This window comes from Streptomyces sp. NBC_00846, from assembly GCF_045207325.1.
In the GTDB taxonomy this organism is placed as follows: domain Bacteria; phylum Actinomycetota; class Actinomycetes; order Streptomycetales; family Streptomycetaceae; genus Streptomyces.
Window position 1 is genome coordinate 215,443 of the sequence record NZ_CP108847.1, and the last position, 18,385, is coordinate 233,827.

General features: G+C 72.1%; 2 protein-coding genes (both running past the window's edge). Both read left to right on the forward strand.

The window, feature by feature from the left end:
* A protein-coding gene (locus tag OG936_RS38395; protein ID WP_331755246.1) for a type I polyketide synthase crosses the window boundary here: on the forward strand, positions 1–5,688 show its final stretch. 25,740 nt of this gene lie to the left of the window's left edge; the window shows 5,688 of its 31,428 coding nt (coding positions 25,741–31,428); the start codon falls outside the window, past its left edge; the stop codon is at positions 5,686–5,688.
* Positions 5,678–18,385 carry the 5' portion of a type I polyketide synthase gene (locus OG936_RS38400; RefSeq protein ID WP_331755247.1) on the forward strand. It continues 15,633 nt past the right edge of the window, so only the first 12,708 of its 28,341 coding nucleotides appear in the window; its start codon is at positions 5,678–5,680; its stop codon lies beyond the right edge, outside the window. The genes OG936_RS38395 and OG936_RS38400 overlap by 11 nt, the downstream gene beginning before the upstream one ends.

Here is an 18,385-nt window from a genome sequence, read left to right on the forward strand (position 1 = left end):
GGCACCGTACTGATCACCGGCGGCACCGGAACCCTCGGCGGACTCCTCGCCCGCCACCTCGCCACCGAACACGGCGTCCGCCACCTGCTCCTGCTGTCCCGCCAGGGCCCCGACGCCCCCGGCGCAGCCGCTCTCATCGAGGAACTGGCCGAACTCGGCGCGCAGGCAAGCATCGTGGCGTGCGACGCCGCCGACCGCGACGCCCTCGCCACCGTCCTCGACGCCATCCCCGCCGAGACCCCGCTCACCGGCGTCGTCCACGCCGCCGGCGTCCTCGACGACGGCATCGTCACCGCGCTGACCCAGGAACGCCTGGACACCGTCCTGCGCGCCAAGGCCACCGCCGCCACCAACCTCGACAAGCTGACCCGTGGCAGCGATCTCGCCATGTTCGTCCTCTACTCCTCCGCATCGGCAACCTTCGGCACCCCCGGACAGGCCAACTACGCCGCCGCCAACGCCTACCTCGACGCCCTCGCCACCCGCCGCCGCGCACACGGCCTGCCCGGCCTCTCCCTCGCCTGGGGCATGTGGCAGCAGGCCAGTGCGATGACCGGTCATCTTGAGGACCAGCTCGCGCGCGGGCTGGCCACCGAGCAGGCGCTCGCCCTCTTCGACACCGCCCTCAACCGACCCACAGCACACCTGATACCGGTCAGCCTCGACCTTGCTGCCGTGCGTGCGGCCGGCGAGGTGCCCGCGCTGCTGCGCGGCCTGGTCACCGGCCGGGTGCGGCGTGCCGTCGCGCAGGAGTCCGTCGCCGGTCTGGCACTCGCCCAGCGGCTGCGGTCCGTCCCCGAGGCCCAGCGGCACCAGCTCCTGCTGGAGTTGGTGCGCGGCAGCGCCGCGACGGTCCTGGGCCACGGTTCGACCGACGCGGTCGGTGAGCGTCAGGCGTTCAAGGACCTGGGCTTCGACTCGCTCACCGCCGTCGAACTGCGCAACCGGCTGACCGCCGCCACCGGACTCCGGCTGCCCGCGACGCTGGTGTTCGACTACCCCACCCCGACCGTGCTGAGCGGCTACCTGGCCCAGCAGTTCTTCGGAGCCGACGAGCCGGTGCCGACGGCGCCGGCCCGGGTCGTGCCGCTCGACGAGCCGCTGGCGATCGTGGGCATGGCCTGCCGGTTCCCCGGGGAGGTCACGTCTCCCGACCAGCTGTGGGAGCTGGTCACCGGCGGAGTGGACGGTATGTCCGCCTTCCCGTCGAATCGCGGCTGGCCGGCCGAGGTGCCCGGCGGTGCCGCCGGCCTGGGTGGGTTCGTGCACGACGTGGACCGGTTCGACGCCGCCTTGTTCAACATCTCGCCGCGTGAGGCCGTCGCCATGGACCCGCAGCAGCGCTTGCTGCTGGAGGCCGCGTGGGAGACGTTCGAGTCGGCCGGAATGGACCCGCGGTCCCTGCGGGGTCGCAGCGTGGGTGTCTTCGCCGGAGCGTCGTCGTCCGGGTACAGCATCCCCGGAACGCTGGGGGCGGACGGTCATCTGCTGACCGGCAACGCGCCGAGTGTGATCTCCGGGCGCGTCGCCTACGTGTTCGGGTTGGAAGGCCCTGCCGTCACTGTGGACACCGCTTGCTCCTCCTCCCTGGTGGCGTTGCACTGGGCGGGGCAGGCGCTCCGTGCCGGTGAGTGCGAACTCGCTCTCGTCGGCGGTGTGACGGTGATGGCCACACCGGGCATGTTCGCCGAGTTCGACCGGCAGGACGGACTGGCCGCGGACGGCCGCTGCAAGTCGTTCGCGGCTGCCGCGGACGGGACGGGCTGGGGCGAAGGCGTCGGTACGGTGCTGGTGGAGCGGCTGTCGGACGCCGAGCGCAACGGGCACAAGATCCTCGCGGTGGTGCGCGGCAGCGCGGTGAACCAGGACGGTGCGTCGAACGGTCTGACGGCGCCGAACGGTCCGTCCCAGCAGCGGGTGATCCGCCAGGCCCTGGCCAACGCCCGGCTCACCGGTGCCGACATCGACGTGGTCGAGGCCCACGGCACCGGCACCCGTCTCGGCGACCCGATCGAGGCGCAGGCGCTCCTGGCGACCTACGGTCAGGAGCGGGGCGAGACCGGTGAGCCGCTGTGGCTCGGCTCGCTGAAGTCGAACATCGGTCATACACAGGTGGCCGCGGGTGCGGCCGGTGTGATCAAGATGGTCATGGCGTTGCGGCACGGCGTGCTGCCCGCGACGCTGCACGTCGACGAGCCGTCGCCGCAGGTGGACTGGTCGGCCGGTGCGGTGGAACTGCTCACCGAGGCGCGTCCCTGGCCCGAGTCGGACCGTCCGCGCCGCGCGGGCGTCTCATCCTTCGGCATCAGCGGCACCAACGCCCACGTCATCCTCGAACAGGCTCCGGAATCGGAGCCCGAGCCGGTTCCGGTCGCCGCGCCGCGACAGGCACCGGGCTTGGTGCCGTGGCTGGTGTCGGCGAAGTCCGAGACCGCGTTGCGGGCACAGGCCGAGCGGCTGACATCGTTCGTGGCGGGGCGGCCGGAGCTGGATCCGGTGGACGTCGGCTGGTCGCTGGCGACGACACGGGCCGCGCTGGAGCACCGTACGGTGCTGGCCCCTGACGGGGAAGTGCTCGCCGCGGGCAGGGCCGCTGACGGCCGGACCGCGTTCCTCTTCACCGGCCAGGGCTCGCAGCGGCCCGGGATGGGCCTGGGGCTGTACGAGGCGTTCCCCGTCTTCGCGGAAGCCTTCGACGCCGTGTGCGCGCGGTTTGACGTCCGGCTGGAGCGTCCGCTGCGCGACGTCGTGACCGACGGCGTCGACCTGGACCGCACGATGTGGGCGCAGGCCGGTCTCTTCGCCCTCGAAGTCGCCCTGTTCCGGCTGGTGGAGTCGTGGGGCGTGACCCCCGACGTGCTCCTCGGTCACTCCCTGGGCGAGATCGTCGCCGCACATGTGGCCGGGATCCTCGACCTGGACGACGCGTGCGTGCTGGTGGCCGAGCGGGGCCGGCTGATGCAGGCGCTGCCCGCGGGCGGCGGCATGCTCGCCGTCCAGGCGTCCGAGGCCGAGGTCGCCGACTCCGGCCTGGACATCGCCGCCGTCAACGGCCCGAACTCCGTCGTCCTGTCCGGCACGGTCGAGGCCATCGAGCGGTACGCCGCCCAATGCGCCGAGCAGGGACGCCGGTTCACCGTTCTGACCGTGTCGCACGCGTTCCACTCCACGCTGATGGAACCGATGCTGGACGCGTTCGCGACCGTCCTGGCCGGCCTCACGTTCCACCCGGCCCGGATTCCCCTCGTTTCGAACCTCACCGGAGTTGTCGCCGAACCCGGCGCCATGCAGCAGCCCGCGTACTGGCTGAACCAGGTCCGCGGCACGGTCCGCTTCGCCGACGGTGTCAAAGCACTCGCAGCGATGGGCGTGACCCGCTGCGTCGAACTCGGCCCGGACGGCGTCCTGTCGGGCATGGCCCAGGACACCGTCACCGACGCCGAGTTCGTCTCCCTCCTGCGCAAGGACCGCGAGGAGACCGATACCGTGCTCACGGCGGCCGGTCGACTCTGGGTGTCCGGAGCCGAGGTCGACTGGACGGCGGTGTTCGCCGGTTGGGGTGGTCGGACGGTCGATCTGCCCACCTATGCGTTCCAGCGTGAGCGCTACTGGCCGGAGCCTTCGGCCACGGCTGTCGCAGGCGACGGCGGTGATCCGATCGAGGCCGCGTTCTGGGATGCGGTGGAACGTGAGGACCTGACGGAACTCGCCGGTCTGGAGTCGGCACTCCCGGCGCTGTCGGAGTGGAGGCGGCGCCACCGGGAACGCTCGACGCTGGACTCGTGGCGTTACCGCGTCACCTGGCAGCCGCTGGACGGCCTGCCCGAGACGGCGGTGCTGTCCGGTATCTGGGCGGTCGTGGGCACCGAGGACCCGGAGGTGTCCGCCGCGTTGGAGGCCGCGGGCGCGACCGTGGTCGGCCTGTCCGCCGAGGAGGTGCCGGGACTGCCTGGCCTGGCGGGTGTCGTCCTGTCCGCGTCCGGGTGGGCGGAGACGCTGGCCGTGGTGCAGTCACTGGCCGGGGTGCACGCACCGCTGTGGGTGCTGACACGAGGTGCGGTGTCCGTGGACGGTTCCGACGGGCTCGGCGATCCGGATCTGGCGGCGGTGTGGGGTATGGGCCGGGTCGCGGCGCTGGAGCTGCCGCAGCGCTGGGGCGGTCTCGTCGACCTGCCGGCCGAGCTGGACGCGCGGGCCGGTGAGCTTCTCGCGGGTGTCCTGGCCGCCGATGCGGCCGGTGCGGGTGAGGATCAGGTCGCGGTCCGTGGGACCGGGGTGTTCGGGCGTCGGCTGGAGCGTGCGGTGCCTGGCGGTGTGCCGGCCACGCCGTGGGACCCGGACCCGTCGGGCAGCGTGCTGGTCACGGGCGGTACCGGTGCGCTGGGTGCGGAGGTGGCGCGCTGGCTGGCGGGCCGGGGTGTGCCGCATCTGGTGCTGACCAGCCGTGGCGGCGTCGCGCCGGAGGGTCTGGTCGAGGAGTTGTCCGGGCTGGGGGCGCAGGTCACGGTCGCGGCCTGCGATGTGGCCGACCGGGACGTCCTGGCGGCGGTGATCGCCGGTGTTTCGGAGCAGTGGCCGCTCACCGGCATCGTGCACGCGGCCGGTCTCGACCTCCCGCAGCGGATCGAGGAAGCCACCCCCGAGACCTTCGCGACGGTGCTCCGCGCGAAGGTCGACGGGACCCGTTACCTCGACGAACTCACCGCCGGGATGCCGATCGGTCTGTTCGTGGTGTTCTCGTCGATCGCCGCGACCTGGGGCAGTGGCAGTCAGAGTGCGTACGCGGCGGGCAACGCTTTCCTCGACGCCTGGGTCCAGCACCGCCACGACCGCGGACTCCCTGGTACGTCCATCGCCTGGGGCCCCTGGGCCGGAACGGGCATGGCGGCCCAGGGCGAGGCGGAGCAGGGACTGCGCCGGCGCGGGCTGACCCCGATGGAACCGGACCTGGCGATCCGCGCCCTGGCCCAGGCGGTCGACAACGGCGACAGCAGCCTCACCGTCGCCGACGTCGACTGGACACGCTTCGCCGAAGCCTTCACCCTCCTGCGGCCCAGCCCGCTGCTCCACGAGTTCACCGCGACGTCCGAAGACCCGGCCGCCGGAGCGACCCCTGCCGACGAAACGGAGGAGAACACCGGTGCCGAGTTGCGGGACCGGTTGGCGGACGCCCCGGCCGCACAGCGCCAACGGATCCTGCTGGACATGGTCCGGTCCACGGCCGCGACCGTCCTGCGACACCGCGATCCGCATGCGATCGGAGCCGGCGAGGCGTTCAAGGACCTCGGGTTCGACTCCCTCATGGCAGTCGAGTTCCGCGATCACCTCAACCGGCTGACAGGCTTGCGCTTCCCGGTGAGCCTCGTCTTCAACTTCCGTTCGCTGCAGGCGGTGGCCGACCTGCTCCTCACCGAGCTGATGCCGGAACCCACCGCACCGGACGACCCCGTGTCCGACTCCCGTGACGCCGAGATCCGCGGTGTCCTCGCCGCGATCCCGATCGAGCGGCTGCGGGAAGCCGGACTCGTGGACACCTTGCTGAAACTGGCAGAACCCACAGACGCCGTCGAGCAGTCCTCGACCGAGAGACTCGACTCGCTGGACGACCTGGACGCCGAAGCCCTCATCGAAATCGCGCTCGACGCCGCACGGCACGAAGCCAGTTCTGGAGAAACCAATGACCGCTGACTCGGCCGACAAGCGAATCGTCGAAGCGCTGCGGGCCTCCCTCAAGGAAGCCGAGCGGCTCCGCACCCAGAACCGGGAGATCCTGGCCGCGAACAGCGAGCCGATCGCCATCGTCGCCATGAGCTGCCGGCTCCCCGGCGATGTCGCGGGCCCCGACGAGTTCTGGCAACTGGTGAGCACAGGCACCGACGCCATCACGGACTTCCCCTCCCACCGCGGCTGGGAACAACCCGAGCGGGACCAGGGACCCGAGACCTATGCGCCCAGGGGCGGCTTCGTCCACGACGCCGACCTTTTCGACGCCGACCTGTTCGGCATCAGCCCGCGCGAGGCGCTCGCCATGGACCCGCAGCAGCGGCTGCTGCTGGAGTCCGCGTGGGAGGCGTTCGAAACCGCGGGCGTCGACCCGCGCTCACTCGCGGGCACGCCCACCGGAGTGTTCATCGGGGCTTCGCCCTCCGGCTACGGCCTGATCGACCAGGGCTCCGAGGACGCCGAGTCGTTCGCCCTGACCGGGGGCGCCAGCAGCGTCCTGTCGGGCCGCGTGTCCTACGTCTTCGGCCTCGAAGGCCCCGCGGTGACCGTGGACACGGCGTGCTCCTCGTCGCTGGTGGCCCTCCACCTCGCCGCGCAGGCACTCCGCCAGGGCGAGTGCCGCATGGCCTTGGTCGGCGGAGTCGCCGTGATGGCGACCCCCGGCTCGTTCAGCGCCTTCGCCAAGCAGGGCGGTCTCGCCTCGGACGGCCGGTGCAAGTCGTTCGCCGCGGCCGCCGACGGCACCGGCTGGTCCGAGGGCGTCGGCGTCCTGCTGGTCGAGCGTCTGTCGGACGCCGTCCGCAATGGACACCAGGTACTGGCGGTGGTGCGGGGCAGCGCGATCAACCAGGACGGCGCCTCCAACGGCCTGACGGCGCCGAACGGCCCCGCGCAGCAGCGCGTGATCCGCCAGGCCCTCGCCAACGCCCGGCTGACGGGCGCCGACGTCGACGTGGTCGAGGCGCACGGCACCGGCACACGGCTCGGCGACCCGATCGAGGCGGAGGCACTCCAGCTCACCTACGGCCGGAGCCGGGGCGAGAGCGGCGAACCGCTGTGGCTGGGCTCGGTGAAGTCGAACATCGGCCATGCCCAGTCCGCGGCAGGTGTCGCGGGCGTGATCAAGATGGTCATGGCGTTGCGGCACGGCGTGCTGCCCGCGACGCTGCACGTCGACGAGCCGTCGCAGCAGGTGGACTGGTCGTTGGGCGCGGTCGAGCTGCTGACCGAGTCCCGTCCGTGGCCGATGGTGGAGCGTCCGCGGCGTGCGGCGGTGTCGTCGTTCGGCATCAGCGGCACCAACGCGCATGTGATCCTGGAGCAGGCTCCACCATCGGAGACCGTTCCGGTTGCTGCGACCCGGCAAGCGCCTGGGCCGGTGCCGTGGGTGGTGTCGGCGAAGTCGGACGCTGCGTTGCGGGCGCAGGTGGAGCGGCTGAGGTCGTTCGTGGCGTCGCGGCCGGAGCTGGATCCGGTGGATGTGGGGTGGTCGCTGGCGACGACTCGTGCCGGGCTGGAGCATCGTGCGGTGCTGGCGGGGGGCGGGACGCTCGCCGAGGGCGTGGCGGCCGAGGGCCGGACCGCGTTCCTGTTCACGGGGCAGGGTTCGCAGCGTGCGGGTATGGGGCTGGGGCTGTACGAGGCGTTCCCGGTGTTCGCGGAGGCGTTCGACGCGGTGTGCGCGCGGATGGACGTCCGGCTGGAGCGCCCGCTGCGGGAGGTTCTGACCGACGGCGTGGACCTGGACCGGACGGTGTGGGCGCAGGCGGGGCTGTTCGCGCTCGAAGTCGCCCTGTACCGCGTCGTCGAATCGTGGGGCATCACCCCGGATGTGTTGCTGGGTCACTCGCTGGGTGAGATCAGCGCCGCGCATGTCGCGGGGATCCTCGACCTGGACGATGCGTGTGTGCTGGTGGCGGAGCGGGGCCGGCTGATGCAGGCGCTGCCCGCGGGTGGCGGCATGCTCGCTGTCCAGGCGACGGAGGCGGATGTCGCAGACTCCGGTCTCGACGTCGCGGCCGTCAACGGCCCGAACTCCGTCGTCCTGTCGGGCGCGGTCGAGGCTGTCGAGCGGTATGCCGCCGCATGCGCGGCCCGTGGCCTGCGGGTCCGGGTGCTGTCGGTGTCGCACGCGTTCCACTCGGCGCTGATGGAGCCGATGCTGGACGAGTTCGCGGCGGTGCTGGACGGTCTGACGTTCCACCCGGCGCAGATCCCGGTGGTCTCGAACCTGACGGGTGCGGTGGCCGAGCGGGGTGCCATGCAGGACCCGGGGTACTGGCTGCGTCAGGTGCGGCAGGCGGTGCGGTTCGCGGACGGTGTGGCGGCGCTCGACGCGATGGGCGTGACGCGGTATGTGGAGCTGGGTCCGGACGGTGTGCTGTCGGGCATGGCTCAGGAGACCGTCAGCGACGCCGAGTTCGTCCCTGTGCTGCGCAAGGACCGGGACGAGGCCGGCAGTGCGCTGACCGCGGCCGGTCGTTTGTGGGCCTGTGGTGTCGAGGTCGGCTGGTCTGTGGTGTTCGCCGGTTGGGGCGGTCGGGTGGTGGATCTGCCGACGTATGCCTTCCAGCGGGAGCGGTTCTGGCCGGAGCTGTCGGCGGTGGCCGCTGCGGGCGGTGGTGGGGATCTGGTCGATGCCGCGTTCTGGGACGCGGTGGAACGCGAGGACCTGTCCGAGCTCGCCGGTCTGGAGTCGGCCCTGCCGGCTCTGGCGGAGTGGCGGCGGCGTCACCGGGAGCGTTCGACGCTCGGCTCGTGGCGTTACCGCGTCATGTGGAAGCCGCTCGACGGCCTGCCGCAGGCGGGAGTGCTGTCGGGGGTGTGGGCGGTTGTCGGCGCCGAGGATCCGGCGGTGTCCGCGGCCCTGTCGGCGGCGGGTGCGACGGTGGTCAGCGTTCCGGCCGGTGAGGTGCCGGGACTGCCCGACCTGGCGGGTGTCGTCCTGGCCCCGTCGGGGTGGGTGGAGACACTGTCCGTGGTCCAGGCACTGGCCGGGGTGGCCGCACCGTTGTGGGTGCTGACCCGGGGCGCGGTGTCGGTGGGCGGCTCGGACCGGCTGACTGATCCGGACCTGGCGGCGGTGTGGGGCATGGGCCGGGTCGCGGCGCTGGAGCTGCCGCAGCGCTGGGGCGGTCTCGTTGACCTGCCCGAGGTCCTGGACGAGCGGGCGGGTGCCCGCCTCGCCGGCATCCTGGCCGGTGGTGGTGAGGATCAGGTCGCGATCCGCGGGGCGGGTGTGTACGGCCGTCGTGTGGCGCGTGCGGTGCCGGCCGTGGTGGTCGGTGAGGGCTGGCGGCCGTCGGGGACCGTGCTCGTCACCGGTGGCACCGGTGGTCTGGGTGCCGAGGTCGCGCGCTGGCTCGCGGGCCGGGGTGTGCCGCATCTGCTGCTGACCAGCCGCGGCGGTGCCGCGCCCGAGGGTCTGGTCGAGGAGCTGTCCGGGCTGGGTACGCAGGTCACGGTCACGGCCTGCGACGTCGCCGACCGCGACGCCCTCGCCACCGTCCTCGCCGACGTGCCCGCCGACCTGCCGCTGACCGGCATCGTCCACGCGGCCGGGGTGGTGGACACGGAAGGGTTGGAACAGAGCACAAGTGCGTCGTTCGACGCGGTGCTGCGGGCCAAGGTCGAGGGGACGAGGTATCTCGACGAGCTGACCGCAGATCTGCCGCTCGACCTGTTCGTGGTGTTCTCCTCGATCGCCGCGACCTGGGGCAGCGGCGGCCAGGCCGCCTACGCGGCCGGCAACGCCTTCCTCGACGCCTGGATCCAACACCGCCATGACCGCGGACTTCCCGGCACATCCATCTCCTGGGGCCCCTGGGCCGGAGCCGGCATGGCCATGGACCCGGAAGCCGGCAGGAGCCTGCGTCGGCGTGGGCTGGCGCCGATGGACCCGGTGTTGGCTGTCCGTGCCCTGGCGGAGGCGATCGACCGGAACGACAGCGGTCTGACGGTCGTCGACCTGGACTGGTCGGTGTTCTCCCCGGCGTTCACCTCGTCCCGTCCCAGCGCCTTGTTCTCCGAGCTTCCGGAAGCTGCGGAGGCGCTCGCAGGCACGCCGGACGGTGGTGCCGCGCAGGGACTGCGGCAGCGACTCCTGGACGTCCCTGCCGGGGAACGGGCCCGATTCGTGCTGGATCTGGTGCGTGAGCGGGCCGCCGCGGTGCTCGGGCACACGGGTGCGGACGCGGTCGAGCCCGGGCGGGCGTTCCGCGATCTGGGCTTCGACTCGCTGATGGCGGTCGAACTGCGCAACCTGCTGACCACCGAGACCGGCCTGACGCTCCCCGCCACCCTCGTCTTCGACCACCCCAACCCGACCGCCCTCACCGACCACCTCCTGTCCCACCTGGCAGGCGACACCGCACAGAACACCCCCGCAGTCGCGGGTGCCATCCTCGACGAACCGGTCGCGATCGTGGGCATGGCCTGCCGCTACCCCGGAGGCGTCACCTCCCCGGAGGAGCTGTGGAACCTGGTAGCGGGCGGGGCGGACGGCGTCACCCCGTTCCCCGACGACCGCGGCTGGCCCACCGCCCTGCTCGATTCAAGCGCTTCGGTGGGCGGTTTCGTCCACGACGCCGACGAGTTCGACGCCGCCCTGTTCGGCATCTCACCGCGTGAAGCCCTCGCCATGGACCCCCAGCAGCGCCTCCTGCTGGAAACCGCGTGGGAAACCCTCGAAACCGCAGGCATCAACCCCCGCTCCCTGAAGGGCCACAACGTCGGCGTGTTCGCCGGCGCCTCCCCCTCCGGCTACGGCACCCAAGTCACCGGCGCCGAGGGGCACCTGCTCACCGGAACCGCCAGCAGCGTCATCTCCGGCCGACTCGCCTACGTCTTCGGCCTCGAAGGCCCGGCCCTCACCGTCGACACCGCCTGCTCCTCCTCCCTCGTCGCCCTCCACCTCGCCGCCCAGGCCCTGCGAACCGGCGAATGCGACATGGCCCTCGCCGGCGGCGTCACCGTCATGGTCACCCCCGGCGCATTCGCCGAGTTCGACCGCCAGGACGGCCTCGCCTCCGACGGCCGCTGCAAGTCCTTCGCCGCCGCCGCCGACGGCACCGGCTGGGCCGAAGGCGTCGGCCTCCTCCTCGTCGAACGGCTGTCCGACGCCCGCCGCAACGGCCACCACGTTCTGGCAGTCGTCCAGGGCAGCGCCGTCAACCAGGACGGCGCCTCCAACGGCCTCACCGCCCCCAACGGCCCCTCCCAACAACGCGTGATCCGCCAGGCCCTCGCCAACGCCCAGCTCACCGGTGCCGATGTCGATGTCGTCGAGGCACACGGCACCGGCACCCGGCTCGGCGACCCGATCGAAGCAGGGGCCCTGCTCGCCACCTACGGCCAGGAGCGCGGCGAGGCCGGCGAGCCGCTGTGGCTGGGCTCGATCAAGTCGAACATCGGTCACACGCAGGCTGCCGCCGGTGTCGCGGGCATCATCAAGATGATCATGGCCATGCGCCACGGCGTGATGCCCGCCACCCTCCACGTCGACGAGCCCACACCCCAGGTCGACTGGACCACCGGCGCGGTCGAACTCCTCACCGAACAGCGTCAGTGGCCCGAGTCGGACCGGCCGCGCCGTGCCGCCATCTCCTCGTTCGGCATCAGCGGCACCAACGCCCACGTCATCCTCGAACAGCCTTCCGCCGCGGAGACCGTCAAGGTAACGGCGGTCCGTGCGACGCCACCCAGACTCATTCCCTGGGCGGTATCGGCGAAGTCCGAGACCGCGTTGCGGGCGCAGGTCGAGCGGCTGACATCGTTCGTGGCGGGGCGGCCGGAACTGGACCCGTTGGACGTCGGCTGGTCGCTGGCCACCACTCGGGCTCCGCTGGAGCACCGCGCGGTGCTTCACGGCGACACGTTGCTGGCCTCCGGGCTCGCTACCGAGGGCCGAACCGCGTTCCTGTTCACCGGCCAGGGCTCGCAGCGTGCCGGCATGGGCCTGGGGCTCTACGAGGCGTTCCCCGTCTTCGCCGAAGCCTTTGATGCTGTCTGCGCACGGCTCGACGTCCGGCTGGAGCACCCGCTCCGGGAGGTCCTGACCGACGGCACCGACCTCGACCACACGATGTGGGCACAGGCCGGCCTCTTCGCCCTCGAAGTCGCCCTGTTCCGCCTCGTCGAGTCGTGGGGGGTGAGCCCGGATGTGCTGCTCGGCCACTCGCTGGGCGAGATCAGCGCCGCGCACGTCGCGGGCATCCTCGACCTCGACGACGCCTGCACCCTGGTCGCCGAACGCGGCCGCCTGATGCAGGCCCTGCCCACGGGCGGCGGCATGCTCGCCGTCCAGGCCACCGAAGCCGACGTCGCCGACTCCGGCCTCGACATCGCCGCCGTCAACGGCCCGAACTCCGTCGTCCTGTCCGGCACCGCCGAGGCCATCGAGCGCTACGCCGCCTACTGCGCGGTCCGTGGCCTGCGGTTCAACGTCCTGTCGGTGTCGCACGCCTTCCACTCGGCCCTGATGCAACCGATGCTGGACGAGCTCGCGACCGTCCTGAACGGCCTCACGTTCAACCCGGCCCGGATTCCGCTCGTCTCCAACCTCACCGGAGCCCTCGCCGCCCCTGACGCCATGCAGCAGCCGGAGTACTGGCTGAACCAGGTCCGCCAGCCCGTCCGCTTCGCCGACGGCGTCGCCACCCTCCACACCATGGGCGTCACCCGCTACCTCGAACTCGGCCCCGACGGCGTCCTGTCCGGCATGGCCCAGGACACCGTCACCGAGGCCGAGTTCGTCCCCGTCCTGCGCAAGGACCGCGACGAGACCGACACCGCCCTCACCGCGATCAGCCGCCTGTGGGCCTCCGGCACCGACATCGACTGGCGCGCCGTGTTCGCCGACTGGGGCGGCCGGACGGTCGACCTGCCCACCTACCCCTTCCAGCGCGAACGCTACTGGCCGCAGCCGGGCATACTCGGCGCGGACGCGGGCGCACTGGGCATCCAGGGCGCCGAGCACGCGCTGCTCGGCTCCGTGGTGGCCCTCGCCGACGCGGACGGCGTACTCCTCACCGGCCGTCTCTCGGTGGACGCGCAACCGTGGCTGGCCGACCACCTCGTGCTCGGCCGTGTCGTGGTGCCCGGCACCGCACTGGTGGAGATGGCGCTGCGCGCCGGCCAGGAGGTCGACTGCGGTCTGCTCCGTGAACTGGTCCTGCGCGCCCCGCTGGTGCTGCCCGAGTCCGGCGCCGTCCAGGTCCAGATCCGGATCGAGGAACCCGATCCCTCGGGCGACCGCCCCGTCCACCTCCACGCTCGCCCCGAAGGCGCGGACGAATGGACGCTGCACGCATTGGGCTTTCTCGCCGCCTCGGACACCCGAACGCCCGGGTTCGATCTGGAGCTGTGGCCCCCGCAGGAAGCCACGGCAGTTGACCTGGACGGCTTCTACGACGTCCTGGCAGGGGTGGGCCTGGCGTACGGCCCGGCGTTCCAGGGCGTCCAGGCGGCCTGGCGGGACGCTTCCGGTGTCTACGCCGAGGTCACGATCGCGGATCCGGTGGACGGGTTCGGTATCCACCCCGCCCTCTTCGACGCGGCACTGCACCCTTCGGGGCTGCTGATCGGCGACGCCGACGCCCCGGGGGCGCGGTTGCCGTTCGCGTGGTCGGGTGTGGAGCTGTTCGCGGTCGGCGCGGCCACGCTGAGGGTGGCGATCCGTCCCGACGGCGAGGGCATCACCGTGCAGGCGGCCGACGACGCCGGTCTGCCCGTCGCGGTGGTGCGTTCGCTGATGTCCCGCGAGGTGTCGGCGGACCAGCTGTCCTCCGTCGGTCGAGCGGACAACGCGCTCTTCGCGGTGGAGTGGGTCCCGCTGCCGCGGGGCAGCGCTTCCGGCCACACGGCGGAGGAAGCCCCGGCATGGACGGTGCTGTCGGCCGGTGACGGCCCGGTGGAGCAGGTCCTCGGCGAGGTCCTGCACGGAGTGCAGGAGTGGCTGAGCGAGGAACACCCCGAGCACGCACACCTCGCCGTCGTGACCCACGGTGCCGTGCCCGCGGGGTCTGTCGTCGGTGTGGACCCGGTGGGTGCGGCGGTGTGGGGTCTGGTGCGCTCGGCGCAGTCGGAGCATCCGGACCGGATCGTGCTCGTCGACACCGACCCGGCATCCGGCGATCCGTTCGATCCGGCGCTGCTCGCCGGGGTGGACGAGCCGCAGGTAGCGGTCCGCGACGGTGCGCTGCTGGTGCCCCGTCTCGCCCGTACCGCCGCCGGCTCGACCGCTGTGCCGCTGGACGGTGACGGCACCGTGCTGATCACCGGTGGCACCGGAACGCTCGGCGGGCTCCTCGCCCGCCACCTGGTCACCGAACACGGCGTCCGCAACCTGCTCCTGCTGTCCCGCAAGGGCTCCGGCGCCCCCGGCGCAGCCGCTCTCATCGAGGAACTGGCCGAACTCGGCGCCCGCGCCCGCATCGTGGCGTGCGACGCCGCCGACCGCGACGCCCTCGCCACCGTCCTCGACGGCATCCCCGCCGAGACTCCGCTCACCGGCGTCGTCCACGCGGCGGGTGTCCTCGACGACGGCATCGTCACCGCGTTGACCCAGGAGCGTCTGGACACCGTCCTGCGCGCCAAGGCCACCGCCGCGTCGAACCTGGACGAGCTGACCCGTGGCTCCGACCTGGCGATGTTCGTGCTCTACTCCTCCACGTCGGCGACGTTCGGTGCCCCCGGCCAGGCCAACTACTCGGCCGCGAACTCCTACCTCGACGCCCTCGCGATCCGCCGCCGTGCGGAGGGACTGCCCGGTCTGTCCCTGGCCTGGGGCCTGTGGCAGCAGGCGAGTGGGATGACCGGTCATCTCCAGGACCGGACCGGGCGTCTCGGCCCCGGTCTGACCGACGAGCAGGGCCTGGCCCTCTTCGACGCCGCTCTGGGCGCGGACCGCGCCGATGTCGTGGCGATGTTGCTCGACACCGTCGCCCTCCGTTCCTGGAACGCTGCCACCCCGTTGCCCGCGCTGCTGCGCGGCCTCGTCCCGGCCGCCGTCGTCCGCAGGGCAGGACGAGCGACCGGAGGCGAGCCCCAGCTGTTGCGTCAGCTTGCGGGGCTGTCTTCGGCCGAGCGGGACAGGCTGCTCCAGGACATGGTGCTCACGGAGGTGGCCCATGTCCTCGGGCACGCCTCCGCGGACGCCGTCGGGGAACGCCAGGCCTTCAAGGACCTGGGCTTCGACTCGCTCACCGCGGTGGAGCTCCGCAACCGGCTCAACGCCGCCACCGGACTCCGGCTGCCCGCGACGCTGGTCTTCGACTACCCGAACGTTCAGCTGCTCGCCGGTCATCTGGCTGCCTTGCTGTCCGGTTCCGGTGAGCCGGCCGTGGTGGCACCACGGCGAACTGCCCCGGCGGCTGCGGACGAGCCGATCGCGATCGTGGGCATGTCGTGCCGGCTGCCGGGCGGTGTGGTGTCCCCCGAGGGGCTGTGGGATCTGGTCACGGCAGGACGGGACGGGGTGACGGACTTCCCCGACGACCGCGGCTGGGACGTGACCTGGAGCGGGGTCTCCGGATCCGGTGGCTTCCTCGCCGGTGCCGGTGACTTCGACGCGGGCCTCTTCGGCATCTCGCCGCGTGAGGCGCTGGCCATGGACCCGCAGCAGCGCCTGCTGCTGGAAGGGGTCTGGGAGGCGTTCGAGTCCGCGGGGCTGGACCCGATGTCGCTGCGCGGATCGTCGACCGGCGTGTACGCCGGAATCATGTACCACGACTACGCCCAGAGCCTGGGCGTCGTCCCGGAGGACGTGGAAGCCTTCCTGGCCACGGGCAACGCCGGAAGCGTGTTCTCCGGGCGGGCAGCCTATGTCTTCGGGCTCGAGGGCCCGGCCGTCACCGTCGACACGGCGTGCTCGTCCTCGCTCGTCGCGCTGCACCTGGCCGCGCAGGCACTCCGGGCCGGTGAATGCGACCTGGCGGTGGCCGGCGGTGTGACCGTGCTGTCCACACCAGGCGTGTTCGTCGACTTCGCCCGGCAGGGCGGACTGTCCTTCGACGGCCGGTGCAAGTCCTTCGCCGCCGCGGCCGACGGCACGGGCTGGTCCGAGGGCACGGCGGTCCTGGTCGTGGAACGGCTCTCCGACGCACAGCGCAACGGCCACCACATCCTCGCCGTCGTCCGCGGCAGCGCGATCAACCAGGACGGCGCGTCGAACGGTCTGACCGCACCCAACGGTCCCTCCCAGCAGCGGGTCATCAGCCAGGCCCTGGCCAACGCCCAGCTCACCACCGCCGACATCGACGTCGTCGAGGCGCACGGCACCGGCACCCGCCTGGGTGACCCGATCGAGGCAGGGGCCCTGCTGGCCACGTACGGCCAGGAGCGCGGCGAGAGCGACGAGCCGCTCTGGCTGGGGTCGGTGAAGTCGAACATCGGGCACACCCAGGCGGCCGCCGGTGCGGCGGGTGTGATCAAGATGGTCATGGCGCTGCGGCACGGTGTGCTGCCGGCCACGCTGCATGTGGACGAGCCGTCGCCGCAGGTGGACTGGTCGGCCGGTGCGGTGGAGCTGCTGACGGAATCCCGTGCCTGGCCCGAGTCGGATCGTCCGCGCCGCGCGGCGGTGTCCTCGTTCGGGATCAGTGGCACGAACGCGCATGTGATTCTGGAGCAGGCTCCGGAGCCCGTCGTCGGGCGGGAGACGGTTGCCGCGCCGCGACAGGCGCCGGGTCAGGTGCCGTGGGTGGTGTCGGCGAAGTCCGAGCCCGCGCTGCGTGCGCAGGTGGAACGGCTGACGTCGTTCGTGGCGGAGCGGCCGAAGCTGGACCCCGTGGACGTCGGGTGGTCGCTGGCGACGACCCGGGCCGCGCTGGAGTACCGCGCGGTGCTGGCCGGCGACACCGTCCTGGCCACCGGTGCTGCCGGTGACGGACGACTGGCGGTGTTGTTCACCGGGCAGGGTTCGCAGCGTGCGGGCATGGGCCTGGGGCTGTACGAGGCGTTCCCGGTGTTCGCCGAAGCATTCGACGCGGTGTGCGCGCGCCTCGATGCCCGGCTGGAGCGCCCGCTGCGCGAGGTCCTCGCCGATGGCGTCGACCTTGATCAGACGGCGTGGGCGCAGGCCGGACTCTTCGCCCTCGAAGTCGCCCTCTTCCGGCTGGTCGAGTCGTGGGGCGTGAGCCCGGATGTGCTGCTCGGCCACTCGCTGGGTGAGATCAGTGCGGTGCATGTCGCGGGCATCCTCGACCTGGACGACGCCTGCACCCTGGTCGCCGGGCGCGGCCGCCTGATGCAGGCACTGCCTGCGGGTGGCGGGATGCTGGCCGTCCAGGCGACGGAGGCGGATGTCGCCGGCTCCGGTCTCGACGTCGCGGCCGTCAACGGCCCGAACTCCGTCGTCCTGTCGGGCGCGGTCGAGGCTGTCGAGCGGTATGCCGCGGAGTGCGCCGAGCGCGGCGTGCGGTTCAACGTCCTGTCGGTGTCGCATGCGTTCCACTCGGCGCTGATGGAGCCGATGCTGGACGATTTCGCGGCGGTGCTGGAGGGTCTGAGCTTCCGCCCCGCGCGGATCCCGGTGGTCTCGAACCTGACGGGTGCGGTGGCCGAGCCGGGTGCCATGCAGGAGCCGGGGTACTGGCTGAGCCAGGTCCGGCAGGCGGTCCGCTTCGCCGACGGCGTCACCGCCCTCGAGGCGATGGGCGTGACCCGCTATCTGGAGCTCGGTCCCGACGGTGTGCTGTCGGGCATGGCCCAGGAGACCGTCACTGAGGCCGAGTTCATCCCTGTCCTGCGCAAGGACCGCGACGAGACGGACACCGCGCTGACCGCGGCCGGTCGCCTGTGGGCGACCGGTGCCGAGGTCGACTGGACGACGCTGTTCGCCGCCTGGGGTGGCCAGGTGATCGATCTGCCCACCTACGCGTTCCAGCACGAGCGGTACTGGCCGCAGCCGAACAGGGGCCCGGGAGACCTGGCCGCCGTCGGCCTGACGGGTGCCTCCCATGCCCTGCTGGGTGCGGCGGTGACGCTGGCAGAGGGCGACGGCGTACTGCTGACCGGCCGTCTGTCGCTGGGTGTGCAGTCGTGGCTGTCCGACCATCTGGTGCTGGATCGGGTGGTGGTGCCGGGTGCGGCGTTGGTGGAGATGGTGCTGCGGGCGGGGCAGGAGGTGGGCTGTGGTCTGCTGCGGGAGCTGGTGCTGCGGGCGCCGTTGGTGCTGCCGGAGTCGGGTGGTGTGCAGGTTCAGGTGCGGGTCGAGGGGCCGGATGCCTCGGGTGACCGGCCGGTGCATGTCCATGGGTGTGTCGAGGGTGCGGAGGAGTGGACGTTGCATGCGTCGGGCTTCCTCGCTGTGTCGCAGACGCGGGTGCCTGAGTTCGGTTTGAGTGTGTGGCCTCCGCAGGGTGCGGTTGCGGTGGAGGTCGACGGGTTCTACGAGTCGTTGGCCGGGGTGGGCTTCGGTTACGGTTCGGTGTTCCAGGGGGTGCGGGCGGCCTGGCGTGACGCGTCCGGTGTGTATGCGGATCTGGTGTTGCCGGAGCCGGGTGTGGGGCAGGTCGACGCGTTCGGTATTCATCCGGCGCTGCTGGATGCCGCGTTGCATCCGGCGAATCTCCTGTCCCAGGGCTCCGGCAAGTCCGGAGAGCCGGGGGAGTCGGGGCCGCGGTTGCCGTTCGCGTGGTCGGGTGTGGAGTTGTTCGCGGTC